11 protein-coding genes and 1 rRNA gene are annotated in these 16,717 nt (G+C 54.3%); 8 read left to right on the plus strand and 4 right to left on the minus strand.

Annotation, left to right across the window (positions count from 1 at the left end; translation table 11 throughout):
* Positions 1–9: 9 nt before the first annotated feature.
* The 5 genes from rrf to aceK all read left to right on the plus strand — a co-directional run bounded on the left by rrf (position 10) and on the right by aceK (position 6,246).
* A 5S ribosomal RNA gene (gene rrf, locus AC6EMZ_RS15945) occupies positions 10–125 on the plus strand.
* A gap of 172 nt (positions 126–297) precedes the next feature.
* Positions 298–1,227, plus strand: a complete 930-nt coding sequence (gene metA, locus AC6EMZ_RS15950; protein WP_498403592.1) for a homoserine O-succinyltransferase MetA — start codon at positions 298–300, stop codon at positions 1,225–1,227.
* A gap of 270 nt (positions 1,228–1,497) precedes the next feature.
* Complete coding sequence (aceB, locus tag AC6EMZ_RS15955; protein WP_498403593.1) at positions 1,498–3,099, plus strand: malate synthase A; 1,602 nt, start codon at positions 1,498–1,500, stop codon at positions 3,097–3,099.
* Between the two features lie 33 nt (positions 3,100–3,132).
* Complete coding sequence (aceA, locus tag AC6EMZ_RS15960; protein WP_498403594.1) at positions 3,133–4,437, plus strand: isocitrate lyase; 1,305 nt, start codon at positions 3,133–3,135, stop codon at positions 4,435–4,437.
* 45 nt (positions 4,438–4,482) lie between these two features.
* Positions 4,483–6,246 (plus strand): bifunctional isocitrate dehydrogenase kinase/phosphatase, encoded by a 1,764-nt coding sequence (aceK, locus tag AC6EMZ_RS15965; RefSeq protein WP_498403595.1) that lies wholly within the window; start codon positions 4,483–4,485, stop codon positions 6,244–6,246.
* On the opposite strand, the gene iclR is transcribed toward aceK, so the two are convergent.
* On the minus strand, positions 6,200–7,030 hold the full coding sequence (iclR, locus tag AC6EMZ_RS15970) for a glyoxylate bypass operon transcriptional repressor IclR (RefSeq protein WP_498403596.1): 831 nt from the start codon (positions 7,028–7,030) through the stop codon (positions 6,200–6,202). The genes aceK and iclR overlap by 47 nt on opposite strands.
* Positions 7,031–7,222: 192 nt before the next feature.
* On the opposite strand from iclR, the gene metH reads away from it, so the two are divergent.
* From metH to rluF, 3 genes are all read left to right on the plus strand, one after another.
* Entirely contained in the window at positions 7,223–10,906 is a 3,684-nt protein-coding gene (gene metH / locus AC6EMZ_RS15975; protein ID WP_498403597.1) for a methionine synthase, read from the plus strand.
* A 121-nt stretch (positions 10,907–11,027) separates the two neighbouring features.
* Positions 11,028–12,659, plus strand: a complete 1,632-nt coding sequence (locus AC6EMZ_RS15980) for a Na/Pi cotransporter family protein (RefSeq protein WP_498403598.1) — start codon at positions 11,028–11,030, stop codon at positions 12,657–12,659.
* A gap of 168 nt (positions 12,660–12,827) precedes the next feature.
* Complete coding sequence (rluF, locus tag AC6EMZ_RS15985) at positions 12,828–13,697, plus strand: 23S rRNA pseudouridine(2604) synthase RluF (RefSeq protein ID WP_498403599.1); 870 nt, start codon at positions 12,828–12,830, stop codon at positions 13,695–13,697.
* On the opposite strand, the gene AC6EMZ_RS15990 is transcribed toward rluF, so the two are convergent.
* From AC6EMZ_RS15990 to lysC, 3 genes are all read right to left on the minus strand, one after another.
* On the minus strand, positions 13,698–13,970 hold the full coding sequence (locus AC6EMZ_RS15990; protein WP_498403600.1) for a YjbD family protein: 273 nt from the start codon (positions 13,968–13,970) through the stop codon (positions 13,698–13,700).
* A 62-nt stretch (positions 13,971–14,032) separates the two neighbouring features.
* On the minus strand, positions 14,033–14,977 hold the full coding sequence (panS, locus tag AC6EMZ_RS15995) for a ketopantoate/pantoate/pantothenate transporter PanS (RefSeq protein WP_498403601.1): 945 nt from the start codon (positions 14,975–14,977) through the stop codon (positions 14,033–14,035).
* 92 nt (positions 14,978–15,069) lie between these two features.
* Positions 15,070–16,419 carry a lysine-sensitive aspartokinase 3 gene (gene lysC / locus AC6EMZ_RS16000; protein ID WP_498403602.1) on the minus strand — a complete coding sequence of 450 codons (1,350 nt, stop codon included), beginning with the start codon at positions 16,417–16,419 and terminating at the stop codon, positions 15,070–15,072.
* Between the last annotated feature and the right edge of the window lie 298 nt (positions 16,420–16,717).

The raw sequence follows: 16,717 nt of genomic DNA on the forward strand, positions 1-16,717 counted from the left end.
CAGAATTTGCCTGGCGGCTTTAGCACGGTGGTCCCACCTGACCCCATGCCGAACTCAGAAGTGAAACGCCGTAGCGCCGATGGTAGTGTGGGGTCTCCCCATGTGAGAGTAGGGAACTGCCAGGCATTAATTAAGAAGAACCCCGTACCGAAAGGTGCGGGGTTTTTTGCATGCGTAATTTCCTCCTTGAAACTTTCTCACCTTCCATTTGCAGACTCGACATTCACCCCATTCTTCGTTATTGTCAGCTATCTGGATGTCTAAACGTTTATACGTATGCTGTGAGGATGTAAGGTTATGCCGATTAGGGTGCAGGACGAGCTACCAGCCGTCAATTTCTTGCGAGAAGAAAACGTCTTTGTGATGAAAGCCTCGCGCGCGACAGGTCAGGAAATTCGTCCGCTGAAAGTCCTCATCCTCAATCTAATGCCCAAAAAGATCGAAACGGAAAATCAGTTCCTTCGTCTACTTTCAAATTCTCCGCTGCAGGTTGATGTCCAGCTGCTGCGGATAGATGCTCGTGAGTCGCGTAATACACCATCCGAGCATCTGAATAACTTCTACTGTAACTTCGACGATATCCGTGATGATAACTTCGATGGCTTAATCGTCACTGGCGCGCCGCTCGGCCTGGTGGAATTTAACGATGTCGCGTACTGGCCGCAGATCAAACAAGTGCTGGAATGGGCCAAGGATCATGTCACCTCCACGCTATTTGTCTGTTGGGCGGTACAGGCTGCCCTCAATATCCTTTACGGCATTCCTAAGCAGACCCGTAATGACAAGCTTTCTGGCGTATATGAGCATCATATTCTCCATCCACATGCGTTGCTGACCCGTGGTTTTGACGATTCCTTCCTGGCCCCTCACTCTCGCTATGCGGATTTCCCCACGACAGTGATACGCGATTACACCGATCTGGAAATTCTGGCCGAAACGGAAGAAGGCGATGCCTACCTTTTTGCCAGCAAAGACAAGCGCATTGCCTTTGTTACTGGTCATCCTGAATACGATGCCCACACGCTGGCGAGTGAGTTCTTCCGTGATGTAGAAGCGGGGCTTACCCCAGAAGTACCGTACAACTATTTCCCTAAAGACGACCCGCAGAACACACCAAAAGCATCCTGGCGTAGCCATGGCAATCTGCTCTTTATTAACTGGCTGAATTATTATGTTTACCAGATTACCCCGTACGATCTTCGTCATATGAATCCAACTCTGGATTAATCTTCTGCTTCAAACGATCCTAAAGCGTTTCAGCACTCCAGAATAGGCACCTTCGGGTGCCTTTTTTATTTCCGAAATCCAATTCATCATATTAAAAATATTTAATTCATTAATTATCAAGTAATTAAATACATTTTGTATTTAAAATGGAAATAGTTTTTGATTTTGAATCAATAATGGATAATCTTAATTCTGCTGAGCGAAAACCGCACAACGATCTTTCGCTCGCATTAGGGGAATGTGTTTGGATCTTCGATGAGGAGCAGCGTAATGACTCAACAGGCAACGACAGCAGACGAACTGGCTTTTAACCAGCCGTATGGCGAGCAAGAACAGCAGATTTTGACGCCAGAGGCCGTCGAATTTCTCACCGAGCTGGTGATGCACTTTGCGCCAAAACGCAATAAGTTGCTGGCGGCACGCGTTCAACAGCAGCAGGATATTGATAACGGCAAGTTGCCAGATTTTATTTCGGAAACTACTTCCATTAAAAACAGTGGCTGGAAAATCCGCGGTATCCCTCAAGATTTACAGGATCGCCGCGTCGAAATCACCGGCCCGGTTGAGCGCAAGATGGTGATTAATGCCATGAACGCCAACGTCAAAGTCTTTATGGCAGACTTCGAAGATTCGCTGGCACCGGACTGGCGTAAAGTGATCGAAGGCCAGATTAACCTGCGTGATGCGGTTAACGGTACTATCAGCTACACCAATGAAGCTGGGAAAATCTATCAGCTCAAACCGAATCCAGCGGTGCTGGTCTGCCGTGTGCGCGGCCTGCATTTGCCTGAAAAGCATGTCACCTGGCGTGGCGAAGCCATCCCCGGCAGCCTGTTTGATTTTGCGCTCTACTTTTTCCATAACCATAAAAGTCTGCTGGCAAAAGGCAGTGGTCCGTACTTCTACCTGCCGAAAACCCAGTCCTGGCAAGAAGCTGCCTGGTGGAGCGAAGTATTTAGCTACGCAGAAGACCGTTTTGATCTGCCGCGTGGAACTATCAAGGCCACGCTGTTGATCGAAACGTTGCCAGCTGTTTTCCAGATGGATGAAATCCTGCATGCGTTGCGTGACCACATCGTTGGCCTCAACTGCGGGCGTTGGGATTACATCTTTAGCTACATCAAAACCCTTAAGAATCATCCAGACCACGTGCTGCCCGACCGTCAGGTTGTCACTATGGACAAGCCTTTCCTCAGCGCTTATTCACGTCTGCTGATCAAAACCTGCCACAGGCGCGGCGCGTTTGCGATGGGCGGTATGGCGGCGTTTATTCCAAGCAAAGATGCCGAACGCAATAGCCAGGTGTTGAGCAAGGTGAAAGCAGACAAAGAGCTGGAAGCGCGCAACGGTCATGACGGCACGTGGATTGCCCATCCAGGCCTGGCAGACACGGCGATGGAGGTGTTCAGCCGCACGCTGGGTGATAACCCAAACCAGCTGTTTATCTCCCGTGAAGAAGATGCCCCTATCACAGCAGAGCAATTATTAGCACCTTGTGAAGGCGAGCGCACGGAAGAAGGTATGCGTGCCAATATCCGCGTGGCGGTGCATTACATCGAAGCGTGGGTTTCGGGTAACGGATGCGTACCGATTTACGGCCTTATGGAAGATGCCGCCACTGCCGAGATTTCCCGTACCTCTATCTGGCAGTGGATCCACCATCAGAAAACGCTCAGTAACGGCAAGCCTGTAACCAAATCTCTATTCCGCCAAATGCTGGCCGAAGAGATGCTGACGATCCAGGACGAGTTAGGCGAGCACCGCTTTAGCAGTGGGCGCTTTGACGATGCCGCGCGCCTGATGGAGCAAATCACTACGTCAGACGAGCTCATCGACTTCCTCACCCTGCCAGGTTACCGCCTGCTTGCATAAATCCACCACATAATAATATGGAGCATCTGCATCATGAAAACCCGTACCCAACAAATCCAGGATTTACAGAAAGAGTGGACGCAACCGCGCTGGGAGGGCATCAACCGCCCTTATAGCGCTGAGGAAGTGGTGAAATTACGCGGTTCGGTCAACCCAGAATGCACGCTGGCGCAGCTCGGTGCGGCTAAAATGTGGCGTCTGCTGCACGGCGAATCGAAGAAAGGCTACATCAACAGCCTCGGCGCGTTAACCGGCGGCCAGGCGTTACAGCAGGCGAAAGCAGGTATTGAAGCGGTCTATCTTTCCGGCTGGCAGGTAGCGGCAGATGCGAACCTGGCCTCCAGTATGTATCCGGATCAATCACTCTATCCGGCTAACTCCGTGCCGTCGGTGGTGGATCGGATCAACAACACCTTCCGTCGTGCGGATCAGATCCAATGGTCGTCCGGTATCGAGCCGAACGATCCGCGTTTTGTGGATTATTTCCTGCCGATCGTTGCCGATGCAGAAGCCGGGTTTGGCGGCGTGCTGAATGCGTTCGAGCTGATGAAATCGATGATTGAAGCCGGTGCAGCGGCGGTTCACTTTGAAGATCAACTCGCATCGGTGAAGAAATGCGGGCACATGGGCGGTAAAGTGCTGGTGCCGACTCAGGAAGCGATTCAGAAGCTGGTTGCCGCGCGCCTGGCTGCCGACGTGTTAGGCGTTCCGACGCTGGTGATCGCCCGTACCGACGCCGATGCGGCGGATCTGATCACCTCAGATTGCGACCCCTACGATAGCGAATTCATTACCGGCGAGCGCACCAGCGAAGGCTTCTACCGCACGCATGCTGGTATTGAGCAGGCCATCAGCCGCGGTCTTGCTTATTCCCCGTATGCCGATCTGGTGTGGTGCGAAACCTCCACGCCGGACCTGGCGTTAGCAAAACGCTTTGCTGATGCCGTTCATGCCCAATATCCTGGCAAATTACTGGCTTATAACTGCTCGCCGTCCTTTAACTGGCAGAAGAATCTGGACGATAAGACTATCGCCAGCTTCCAGCAGCAGCTGTCTGAAATGGGCTACAAATACCAGTTCATCACGCTCGCAGGTATTCACAGCATGTGGTTCAACATGTTCGACCTGGCGCATTCCTACGCGCAGGGTGAGGGCATGAAACACTACGTTGAAAAGGTCCAACAGCCTGAGTTCGCCGCCAGCAAAGAAGGCTACACCTTTGCTTCGCATCAGCAGGAAGTGGGAACCGGGTACTTCGATAAAGTCACGACGATTATCCAGGGCGGTGCCTCTTCCGTTACCGCCTTAACGGGATCAACCGAAGAATCACAGTTCTAACCGCTATGAACCTTCTCCCCTGGGGGGAGAAGGTGAGGGGAATATATGTCGCGTGGCCTGGAATTACTGATTGCACAAACCATTCTGCAAGGATTCGATGCGCAGTATGGTCGTTTTCTTGAGGTAACTTCCGGGGCACAGCAGCGCTTTGAACATGCCGACTGGCACGCCGTACAGCAGGCCATGAAGCAGCGTATCCACCTCTACGATCACCATGTTGGTCTGGTGGTGGAACAGCTTCGTTGTATCACCGATGGAAAAAGCACCGACGCCGCCTTTTTGCTGCGTGTGAAAGAGAATTACACCCAACTTCTGCCGGATTACCCTCGCTTCGAGATTGCGGAGAGCTTTTTCAACTCCGTCTATTGTCGGTTATTTGACCACCGCTCGCTGTCTCCTGAGCGGTTATTTATTTTCAGTTCCCAGCCTGAACGGCGGTTTCGGACGATCCCCCGCCCGCTGGCAAAAGATTTTTATCCAGACCACGGCTGGGAAAGCCTGTTAACCAAAGTATTATCCGACCTGCCTTTACGCCTGCCGTGGCAAAACAAAGCGCGGGACGTTGGCTACATTACGCAGCATCTCAAAGAAACGTTTAGCGCAGAAGTCCTGGAACGCTGCCATTTGCAGGTCGCTAATGAACTGTTTTTCCGTAATAAAGCCGCATGGCTGGTCGGGAAACTGATCGCGCCAGATACGGTAATACCGTTTTTACTGCCGATCCATCGTACGGATGATGGAGAACTGTTCGTCGATACCTGCTTAACGACCAGCGCCGAAGCCAGCATCGTTTTCGGCTTCGCCCGTTCCTATTTTATGGTTTATGCCCCTCAGCCCGCCGCACTGGTTGAGTGGCTACGAGAACTGTTACCGGTGAAAACGACGGCTGAACTGTATATGGCGATTGGCTGTCAGAAACACGCCAAAACGGAAAGCTATCGAGAATATCTCCAGTATATTTTCAGCACCCACGAGCAGTTTGTCGAAGCGCCCGGCATCCGCGGCATGGTGATGCTGGTGTTCACGTTGCCGGGTTTTGACCGGGTGTTTAAGGTCATCAAAGATCAATTTGCGCCACAAAAGGAGATGACTGCCGCACACGTTCGCGCCTGCTATCAGTTGGTGAAAGAACACGATCGCGTTGGGCGCATGGCCGATACCCAGGAGTTCGAAAATTTTGTGCTGGATAAACACCAGATCTCACCTGCGTTAATGGCGCTATTGCTTCAGGAAGCGTCGGGGAAAATCACCGATCTGGGCGATAAGATTGTCATCAGCCATCTCTACATTGAACGTCGCATGGTGCCGCTGAATCTCTGGCTGGAGCAGGTAGAAGGAGCGCAACTGCGTGATGCGATTGAAGAATACGGCAACGCGATCCGCCAGCTGGCGGCTGCCAATATCTTCCCCGGCGACATGCTGTTTAAAAACTTCGGCGTGACACGCCACGGAAGGGTGGTTTTCTACGATTACGATGAAATTTGCTACATGACCGAAGTGAATTTTCGCACTATTCCGGCAGCAAGATATCCAGAGGACGAACTCGCCAGCGAGCCGTGGTACAGCGTCTCCCCGGGCGACGTTTTCCCGGAAGAGTTTCGCCACTGGCTATGCGCCGATCCGCGCATTGGTCCGCTGTTTGAAGAGATGCACGCCGATCTGTTCCGCGCCGATTACTGGCGCGGTCTACAAACGCGGATCAAAAACGGGCATGTAGAAGACGTCTACGCTTACCGCAGACGACAACGTTTCTGCATCCGGTTTAACGAATGCCACCATACGCCAGCGTCACTTCCTTCGCTGCTTTGATCACCAGAGCGCCCAGCTCAGTCACCCGATCGTCAGTGACGCGAGAAATAGGTCCGGAAATGGAAATCGCGGCGAACGGTTCGCGATGCTCATCATAAATACACGCGGCAATACAGCGCAGGCCAAGGGCGTGTTCTTCATCGTCGAAGGAATAACCACGTTTGCGGGTCTGGGCTAAATCTTCTTTCAAATGCACGGGTGAAACCAGCGTGGCATGGGTATAGGCATGCAGCCCCTTGCGATGCAGCAGGCCCGTGACCTGTTCTTCAGTCAGCTGCGACAGAAAAGCCTTTCCTGCTCCGGAGGCGTGCATCGGCAGCTTGCCGCCGATTGGTGCTGACATGCGCATCAGCTGCGTACACTGAACCTGGTCGATGATAATCGCCTGATGATCGCTCTGGTCCAGCACCGCCAGATTCACCGTTTCGCCGGAGTCTTCCATCAGTTTGCGCAGGATGGGATGCACGATGGCCAGCAGATTACGGCTCTGCAAAAAGCTGCTGCCGACGATAAACGCGTGTGCCCCAACGGACCAATGGCCCAGATCGCCGACCTGGCGCACAAAGCCCAGTTGCTGCATGGTGGTCAACAGACGATGCGTTGTGGAGTTCGGCAAACCCGCCTGCTGTGCCAGTTCGGTTAACGCCACGCTACTGTGCGATTCCGCGATCCATTCCAGCAGTTTCAATCCGCGCGTCAGCGACTGAACCTGACCGGTTGGCTGGGCAGTGGACGTAGTGGCAGCAGGTTTTCTGCCGCGCTTGGCGGGAACGGTGGCAACCATAGCGAACTCCTTTTTCTGTATCGTGGAAATCATTTTCGTTTTATTTGATGAATTTGCAACCGTATCCTGACTGATCGGATGAGTGATGGTGAACATGTCTCATGTTACCGCTGTGTGACTTCTCCACTCTGCGAGAATATGCCAGTATGGACCGCAGCCTTTTGGCCTTGTTGAGCGTTGTCGGGAGCGAGTGTGAGCAGCAAAGTAGAACAACTGCGTGCGCAGTTAAATGAACGAATTCTTGTGCTGGACGGCGGCATGGGCACCATGATCCAAAGCTACCGTTTGAGCGAAGACGATTTCCGCGGTGAGCGATTTGCCGACTGGCCCTGCGACCTGAAAGGCAACAATGACCTTTTGGTACTCAGCAAACCAGACGTTATTGCGGCAATTCACAATGCCTATTTCGAGGCAGGTGCGGATATCGTCGAAACCAATACTTTTAACTCGACGACCATCGCGATGGCGGATTACCAGATGGAATCCCTGTCGGCGGAAATCAACTACACGGCGGCTAAGCTGGCTCGCGCTTGTGCTGATGAATGGACCGCCCGCACGCCGGAAAAACCGCGCTATGTTGCTGGGGTGCTTGGTCCAACCAACCGTACCGCGTCGATATCGCCGGACGTGAACGATCCCGCTTACCGAAACGTTACCTTCGACCAACTGGTGTCAGCGTACCGGGAATCAACCAAAGCGCTGGTGGAAGGCGGTTCCGATCTGATTATGATTGAAACGGTCTTCGATACGCTTAACGCCAAAGCCGCCATCTTTGCGGTAAAAGAAGAGATGGAAGCGCTGGGCGTCGACTTACCCATCATGGTGTCCGGCACGATTACGGATGCCTCCGGGCGCACGCTCTCCGGTCAAACCACCGAGGCGTTTTACAACTCTCTGCGCCACGCCGATGCGCTGACCTTCGGTCTGAACTGCGCACTGGGGCCGGATGAGCTGCGTCAGTACGTACAGGAACTCTCGCGCATCGCGGATTGTTACGTCACCGCGCACCCGAACGCTGGCCTGCCAAACGCTTTTGGTGAATACGATCTCGACGCCGTGACCATGGCCGCGCAAACTCGCGAATGGGCCGAATCCGGTTTCCTCAATATTGTTGGCGGCTGCTGCGGCACCACGCCGGAACACATTGCCGCCATGAGCAATGCGGTGGCGGGCCTACCGCCGCGTAAGCTTCCCGATCTGCCGGTTGCCTGTCGCCTTGCGGGCCTTGAGCCGCTAACCATCAGCGTAGACAGCCTGTTTGTGAACGTCGGTGAACGTACTAACGTCACCGGTTCCGCCAAGTTCAAGCGCCTGATCAAAGAAGAAAAATACAACGAAGCGCTGGACGTTGCCCGTCAGCAGGTCGAAAGCGGTGCGCAGATTATCGATATCAATATGGATGAGGGGATGCTCGACGCCGAAGCGGCGATGGTGCGTTTCCTCAATCTGATTGCGGGTGAGCCGGATATCGCTCGTGTGCCCATCATGATCGACTCCTCGAAATGGGACGTCATCGAAAAAGGGCTGAAGTGCATTCAGGGTAAAGGCATCGTCAACTCCATCTCGATGAAAGAGGGCGTGGAGCCGTTTATCCATCATGCCAAACTGGTGCGCCGCTATGGCGCGGCGGTGGTGGTGATGGCCTTCGATGAAGTGGGGCAGGCCGATACCCGCGAGCGTAAAATTGAGATTTGCCGTCGTGCCTACAAAATTCTGACCGAAGAGGTCGGCTTCCCGCCAGAAGATATCATTTTCGACCCGAATATCTTCGCCGTGGCGACCGGCATCGAAGAGCACAACAACTACGCGCAGGACTTTATCGGTGCCTGTGAAGACATCAAGCGGGAACTGCCACACGCGCTGATCTCCGGCGGTGTCTCCAACGTCTCCTTTTCGTTCCGTGGTAATGACCCGGTGCGTGAGGCGATTCACGCCGTATTCCTCTATTACGCCATTCGTAACGGCATGGACATGGGCATCGTCAACGCCGGACAACTGGCGATTTATGACGACCTGCCTGCCGAACTGCGCGATGGCGTTGAGGACGTGGTTTTAAACCGTCGTGATGACGCGACCGAGCGCATGTTGGATCTGGCTGAAAAGTATCGCGGCAGCAAAGCCGATGAAAGCGTCAATATTCAGCAGGCGGAATGGCGCTCATGGGACGTTAAAAAGCGCCTGGAGTATTCGCTGGTCAAAGGCATCACCGAGTTTATCGAGCTGGATACCGAAGAAGCCCGCCAGCAGGCATCACGCCCGATTGAAGTAATTGAAGGGCCGTTGATGGACGGTATGAACGTAGTTGGCGACCTGTTCAGTGAAGGCAAAATGTTCCTGCCGCAGGTGGTTAAATCTGCCCGCGTCATGAAGCAGGCGGTGGCCTATCTTGAGCCGTATATTGAGGCCAGCAAAGAGAAAGGCTCTACCAACGGCAAGATGGTGATTGCGACCGTGAAGGGCGATGTCCACGATATCGGTAAAAACATCGTTGGCGTGGTGCTGCAGTGCAATAACTATGAAATCATCGATCTGGGTGTAATGGTGCCCGCAGACAAAATCCTCAAAACCGCGCGTGAAGTGAACGCCGACCTGATTGGCCTTTCAGGGTTGATCACGCCGTCTTTGGACGAAATGGTCAACGTTGCGAAAGAGATGGAGCGTCAGGGCTTTACTATCCCGCTGTTAATTGGTGGGGCGACCACGTCAAAAGCGCACACCGCGGTTAAAATCGAGCAAAACTACAGCGGGCCGACGGTTTATGTGCAAAACGCCTCGCGCACCGTTGGCGTCGTCTCCGCGCTGCTTTCTGCGACGCAGCACGACGATTTTGTGGCAAAAACCCGCAAAGAGTACGACACCGTGCGCATTCAGCACGCACGTAAAAAACCGCGCACGCCGCCGGTCACGCTGGTGGCCGCGCGCGATAACGATCTGGCCTTTGACTGGTCAAGCTATACGCCGCCGGTCGCTCATCGCCTGGGCGTACAGGACGTCACCGCCAGCATCGAAACGCTGCGTAATTACATCGACTGGACACCGTTCTTTATGACCTGGTCGCTGGCGGGGAAATATCCGCGCATCCTCGAAGATGAAGTGGTCGGTGAGGAAGCGAAGCGGCTGTTCAAAGACGCCAACGACATGCTCGATATGCTAAGCGCCGAAAAAACGCTAAATCCGCGCGGGGTGGTCGGCCTGTTCCCGGCCAACCGTGTGGGGGATGATATTGAAATTTATCGGGATGAAACGCGCACGCATGTGCTGGCGGTCAGCCGACACCTACGTCAGCAAACCGAGAAAGTCGGGTTCGCCAACTACTGTCTGGCCGATTTTGTCGCACCTAAACTCAGCGGTAAAGCGGACTATCTCGGGGCCTTTGCCGTGACTGGTGGTCTTGAAGAAGATGCCCTGGCAGAGGCTTATGAAGCGCAGCTCGATGATTACAATAAAATCATGGTGAAAGCACTCTCAGACCGTCTGGCAGAGGCGTTTGCCGAATACCTGCACGAGCGTGTGCGTAAAGTCCACTGGGGTTATGCCGCGAATGAGAACCTGAGCAATGAGGAACTTATCCGCGAGAACTACCAGGGCATTCGCCCAGCGCCCGGCTACCCGGCGTGTCCGGAGCACACAGAAAAAGGCACTATCTGGCAGCTTTTGGACGTCGAAACCCATACCGGCATGAAGCTCACTGAGTCTTTCGCGATGTGGCCAGGCGCCTCCGTTTCGGGCTGGTATTTCAGCCATCCTGACAGCAAATACTATGCAGTGGCGCAGATCCAACGCGATCAGGTGGAAGATTACGCCTTGCGTAAAGGGATGCCCGTGGCTGAAGTCGAGCGCTGGTTAGCGCCTAATCTGGGCTACGACGCCGACTAACGTCACCTTTTCTTACAACATACAGGGCGCTCATTGGGCGCCCTGTCTCTTTCTTACGTTTAAACCCTTATACTGAAGTGGACCAAAGGAAAATGCATAACGATAAGGGGAATCCACTTCCGTGCTGACACTGTTACACCTGCTATCCGCAGTGGCCCTGCTGGTATGGGGCACTCATATCGTCCGTACCGGCGTCATGCGCGTATATGGCGCGCGCTTACGCACCGTTCTCAGCCACAGCGTTGAGAAAAAACCGCTCGCTTTCTGCGCGGGCATTGGCGTGACCGCGCTGGTCCAAAGCAGCAACGCTACCACTATGCTCGTCACCTCGTTTGTGGCGCAGGATCTGGTGGCGCTGGCACCCGCGCTGGTGATTGTCCTCGGGGCCGACGTGGGGACCGCGCTAATGGCGCGTATCCTGACCTTCGATCTCTCCTGGCTGTCGCCACTGCTCATTTTTATTGGTGTAATTTTCTTCCTGGGACGCAAACAGACCCGAGAAGGTCAACTGGGGCGCGTGGGAATTGGTCTTGGTTTAATCCTGCTGGCGCTGGAGCTGATTGTTCAGGCCGTCACGCCGATCACCCAGGCGAATGGCGTGCAGGTGATTTTCGCCTCGCTGACGGGTGACATCATGCTCGATGCACTCATCGGTGCCGTCTTTGCCATCATCAGCTACTCCAGCCTGGCGGCGGTGCTGCTGACCGCGACCCTTACCACTGCTGGCGCAATTTCTTTCCCTGTAGCGCTGTGCCTGGTGATTGGCGCAAACCTGGGTTCTGGCCTGCTGGCCATGATCAACAACAGCGGGGCAAACGCTGCCGCTCGCCGTGTAGCCTTGGGCAGCTTGCTGTTTAAGCTGGTGGGGAGCCTGATCATTCTGCCGTTTGTCCACCCGCTGGCGAACCTTATGGATAACTTGCCGCTGCCAAAAGCCGAGCTGGTTATCTATTTCCACGTCTTCTACAACCTGGTGCGTTGTCTGGCGATGGTGCCGTTTGCGGGGCCAATGGCCCGCTTCTGCGAACGCCTTATTCGCGACGAGCCGGAGCTGGACGCGCGGCTTAAGCCGAAGCATCTGGATAGCTCTGCGCTGGACACCCCCGCGCTGGCGCTGGCAAATGCCGCACGAGAAACGCTGCGCATGGGCGATGCGATGGAAACCATGCTCGACGGTTTGAAAAAGGTGATGCACGGTGAACCGCGCCAGGAGAAAGAGCTGCGCAAGCTGGCCGATGACATCAACGTGCTCTACACCGCGATCAAACTCTATCTGGCGCGAATGCCGCAGGATGAACTGGCCGAAGAAGAATCTCGCCGCTGGGCAGAGATCATCGAGATGTCGCTCAACCTTGAGCAGGCGTCTGATATCGTCGAACGCATGGGTAGCGAAATCGCTGACAAATCGCTGGCCGCCCGCCGCGCCTTCTCCCTCGAAGGCATCGCGGAGCTGGATGCGCTGCTGGAGCAACTGCTCAGCAATCTTCGCCTGGCCATGTCGGTATTTTTCTCAAGCGACGTGCCGAGCGCTCGCCGCCTGCGTCGCAGCAAGCATCGTTTCCGCATCCTTAACCGCCGCTACTCGCACGCGCATGTTGAGCGTCTGCATCAGCAGAACGTGCAAAGTATCGAAACCAGTTCGCTGCACCTGGGGCTTCTGGGCGACATGAAGCGTCTCAACTCGTTGTTCTGTTCTGTGGCCTACAGCGTGATGGAACAGCCGGACGAAGACGATGAGCGGGATGAGTATTAATTCTCAGTTCCTTTTGAGCGCTGTAGAAGGAGCGTGGAAACCGGTAAATGATGTGCCATCAGCTCCTGAAAGTGCCTCGCAAACGAAAAAAAACCGGCCTCACTTCCCGTTGGCTAATCTTTTTACCAGCGCAAACCTAAGGTATATTTCGCCTATCAAGGAGAAATTATGCTACCCACCTCATCAACACGATTAAACAAATACATTAGCGAGAGCGGGATTTGCTCACGCCGTGAAGCCGACCGCTACATCGAGCAAGGTAACGTGTTCCTCAACGGCAAACGCGCCACCATCGGCGATCAGGTTGTGCCTGGCGATGTGGTCAAAGTGAATGGCCAGCTTATCGAGCCCAGAGACGAAGAAGATCTGGTGTTTATCGCATTGAACAAACCGGTGGGCATTGTCAGCACCACGGAAGATGGCGAGCGGGATAACATTGTAGATTACGTAAACCACAGTAGTCGTATCTTCCCGATTGGGCGTCTGGACAAAGATTCGCAGGGGCTGATTTTCCTCACCAACCACGGCGATCTGGTGAACAAAATCCTGCGAGCAGGAAACGATCACGAGAAGGAGTATGTGGTCACGGTCAACAAGCCGGTAACGGATGATTTTATCCGTGGAATGGGGGCGGGCGTGCCGATTCTCGGAACGGTGACCAAGAAGTGCAAAGTCAAAAAGGAAGCGCCATTTGCGTTTCGCATCACGCTGGTTCAGGGCTTAAACCGACAAATCCGCCGCATGTGCGAGCATTTTGGCTTTGAAGTTACCAGGCTTGAACGCACGCGCATCATGAACGTCAGCCTGTCGGGCATCCCGTTGGGCGAGTGGCGTGATCTCTCGGGTGATGAGCTGATTGAGCTGTTTAAGCTCATCGAAGGCTCGTCGTCGGAGGCGAAGCCTAAAGCAAAAGCGAAGCCTAAAACGCAGGGGATTAAACGACCTGTCGTGAACGCCCCGAAATCGGCTGAGAAAGAGCGCAGCAAGCCCGCGGGCAAAAAGTTTGTGCAGCCGGGGCGTAAAAAGAAAGGGCGCTAATTAGCGCCTTCCACGAGGTGAGGTATTGGCAGTCCAGGAGAACGTTGATTCTTTATCTGGTTTATAAGCCTGCGCTTTTTTAAGTTTGCGGGCTTTCTTCGCTTCATCTTCACGTTGAGCCATCAGTTTGTCGATGTACTCTTTTTTTACCTGATTGGTTTCGGCATTGGTCAGCGTACGACCATGTGCGATGCGGGCGCGATCGAGCAGGGTTTTCAGCTCACGCTGCTCGCTTTCCGTCATGTCTTTCTGGGTCAATCTCGGTGTAGCCATCGCTGAAGCCTCCTGTAAAAGAGGCTTCAGTGTAAAGCAAGCAAGAGGCGGCGCGAAGCGAATTAACCCTCTTTCGCGACTTCTTTTTTCTGTTGTTCTTCAATCGGTTTACCGGACCAATACCCAGCCAGCAGCGAGCCGGAAAGGTTATGCCACACCGAGAAGAGCGCGCCGGGCAGTGCCGCAAGCGGGGAAAAATAGATTTTACCCAGTGCCGCCGCCAGGCCAGAGTTCTGCATGCCGACTTCAATCGCCAGCGTGCGACAGGTTGATTCGTCAAACCCAAACAGCTTGCCACCCCAGTAGCCGCCCAGCAGTCCGATGGTGTTGTGCAGGATCACTGCGATAATCACCACAAAGCCCACGGAGGCAATATGCGAAGCGGATCCCGCTACCACCGCGCTGATAATAGCCAGAATGCACACCATCGAAAATGCCGGCAGAAAGGGTTCAACCGCCTTCACCACGCGTGGGAACAGATGATGAATCACCAGGCCCAGCGCGATGGGGATCACCACGATTTGCAGGATGCTCAGCAGCATGCCCATCACGTCTACCTGAATATGCGCATCCACGTACAGGCGCGTCAGCAGTGGTGTTGCCACCACGCCGACCAGCGTGGACACGGAAGAGATGGTAACGGAGAGCGCCACGTCGCCTTTCGCCAGATAGATCATCACGTTTGACGCCGTCCCGCTCGCCACGCTACCGACCAGCACCATTCCAGCGGATAAATCTGGCGGCATCTTAAACGCCATGGCCAATAGCCAGGCGGCCAGCGGCATCACCAGATAGTGCAGAAAAATCCCCGCCGCCACAGGGGCCGGGCGAGACAGCACGCGCTTAAAATCGTCAATCTTCAGGTGTACGCCCATGCCGAGCATGATCAGCATCAGCAGTGTAGTCACCCAGGGGCCGATAGGGGTGAAGGTGGTGGGGGTGTAATACGCGAGCACAGAGAGCAGCAGCGCCCACAGCGGGAACAGCCGGGTGAGGGTCGATAACATGGGTATTCCTTGCGATTATGTTGTGTTGTTTAGTTATAAAAAAGCCGGGTCTGTGCCCGGCTTATCGATATTATTTATCCTGCTAACGAATTTTATTCAAACAAATTTCGATGAAGTTTCTGCACGACCTGCTCCGCCTGATCGGCAGGCACCAGGAAGCACAGGTTGTAGCTGGAAGCGCCGTAGCAAATCATGCGGATGCTGAACGGGTCCAGGACACCGAAAACTTCTTTGCCCACGCCGCAGGCGCGTGACAGCTTGTTACCAATAATGGCCACCAGAGCCAGATCTTCTTCAACTTCCACACGACAGAGCTCTGACAGCTCCATCAGCAGCGACTGCGTGAGCAACGTATCACCAGTCGAGGTTGAGCCGGTCGTATCCAGCGTCAGCGCGATGCTTACTTCGGAAGTGGTGATCAGGTCCACCGAGATATGGTGGCGCGCCAGAATGCCAAACACCTCGGCCAGGAAGCCGCGTGAGTGCAACATGCTCAGACTGTGCAACGTCACCAGCGTTTGCTTGCGACGCAGGGCGATGGCGCGGAACAGCGGTGGATTTTCGGTGGTTTTGCACACCAGCGTTCCACCCGCTTTCGGGTCTTTACTTGAACCAACAAACACCGGGATATCGCTACGAACGGCGGGCAGCAGCGTGGCCGGGTGCAACACTTTTGCACCGAAGGTGGCCATTTCGGCTGCTTCTTCAAAGGCGATAACATCAATACGTTTTGCCGCCGGAACCACGCGCGGATCGGTGGTGTAGATACCCGGTACGTCGGTCCAGATATCTACGCGGGTAGCATGCAGAGCTTCGCCCAACAGCGCGGCGGTATAGTCACTGCCACCACGGCCCAGCGTAGTGGTGCGGCCTTTCGCTTCGCTACCGATAAAGCCCTGGGTGATGACGATACCTTCGGCCAGACGCGGTGCCAGTTGTTGAGTCGCTAGCTCAGAAAGTGCGTCTACTTCCGGCTCGGCACGGCCAAAGCGGTCACTGGTGCGCATCACTTTACGCACGTCAAACCATTGGGCCAGCACCTGACGCTCACGCAGAATTTCGACAAACAGCAGGGTCGACATCAGTTCGCCGTGGCTGACCAGTTCGTCGGTCAATGCGGTCGAGGTCGCCAGAGAAGCGGCCTCCGCTAAGGTGGTGATATTTTCCAGCAGGCGTTCGACTTCTTCACGAATGACGTGCGGGTTTTGCATGCATTCGAGGATGTCGAACTGAATTTTTCGCAGCGCATCAAGCTTCGCGAAGCGCTCTGTTGCTTCCAGTCCTTCCGCCAAAGCCACCAGCAAATTGGTGACACCAGCGGAGGCAGAAAGGACGACCAGGCGGGTATGGGGATCGGCCAGCACCACATCGGCGCTGCGGTTCATGGCTGCATAATCGGCCACGCTGGTACCGCCAAATTTGGCGACAACAAAACTCGTCATAACATCCTCGTGTCAGGAAAAAAATAGAGCGACCCTGGCACAAGAACGAAATGAGAACAGGTGCAGGCGCAAATACCGTCCTATAAATAAAATGCGGGGGAAGTCCTGTCAATGCTGGGATTATGCGGATTATTCATGGGGGGTACCCCCTCAGTAACAGGACTTATAACGTCTATACTTTTCGGGTCTTTTCACTGGCGTTTGATACAGGCCAGGGCAATGGCATAAAAACCATCACAATTTCTGTTCGCAGGCGCTACAATCGAACGCAGTCGAGATTCTCAAATCAGAAGAGTAT

The sequence above is a fragment of the Enterobacter sp. SCRI0065 genome (assembly GCF_059766475.1).

Excerpts from the sequence above, each read along its gene's own strand:
- metA (WP_498403592.1), top strand. The coding sequence starts at position 298 with ATGCCGATTAGGGTGCAGGACGAGCTACCAGCCGTCAATTTCTTGCGA.
- aceB (WP_498403593.1), top strand. The coding sequence starts at position 1,498 with ATGACTCAACAGGCAACGACAGCAGACGAACTGGCTTTTAACCAGCCG.
- aceA (WP_498403594.1), top strand. The coding sequence starts at position 3,133 with ATGAAAACCCGTACCCAACAAATCCAGGATTTACAGAAAGAGTGGACG.
- aceK (WP_498403595.1), top strand. The coding sequence starts at position 4,483 with ATGTCGCGTGGCCTGGAATTACTGATTGCACAAACCATTCTGCAAGGA.
- iclR (WP_498403596.1), bottom strand. The coding sequence starts at position 7,030 with ATGGTTGCCACCGTTCCCGCCAAGCGCGGCAGAAAACCTGCTGCCACT.
- rluF (WP_498403599.1), top strand. The coding sequence starts at position 12,828 with ATGCTACCCACCTCATCAACACGATTAAACAAATACATTAGCGAGAGC.
- AC6EMZ_RS15990 (WP_498403600.1), bottom strand. The coding sequence starts at position 13,970 with ATGGCTACACCGAGATTGACCCAGAAAGACATGACGGAAAGCGAGCAG.
- panS (WP_498403601.1), bottom strand. The coding sequence starts at position 14,977 with ATGTTATCGACCCTCACCCGGCTGTTCCCGCTGTGGGCGCTGCTGCTC.
- lysC (WP_498403602.1), bottom strand. The coding sequence starts at position 16,419 with ATGACGAGTTTTGTTGTCGCCAAATTTGGCGGTACCAGCGTGGCCGAT.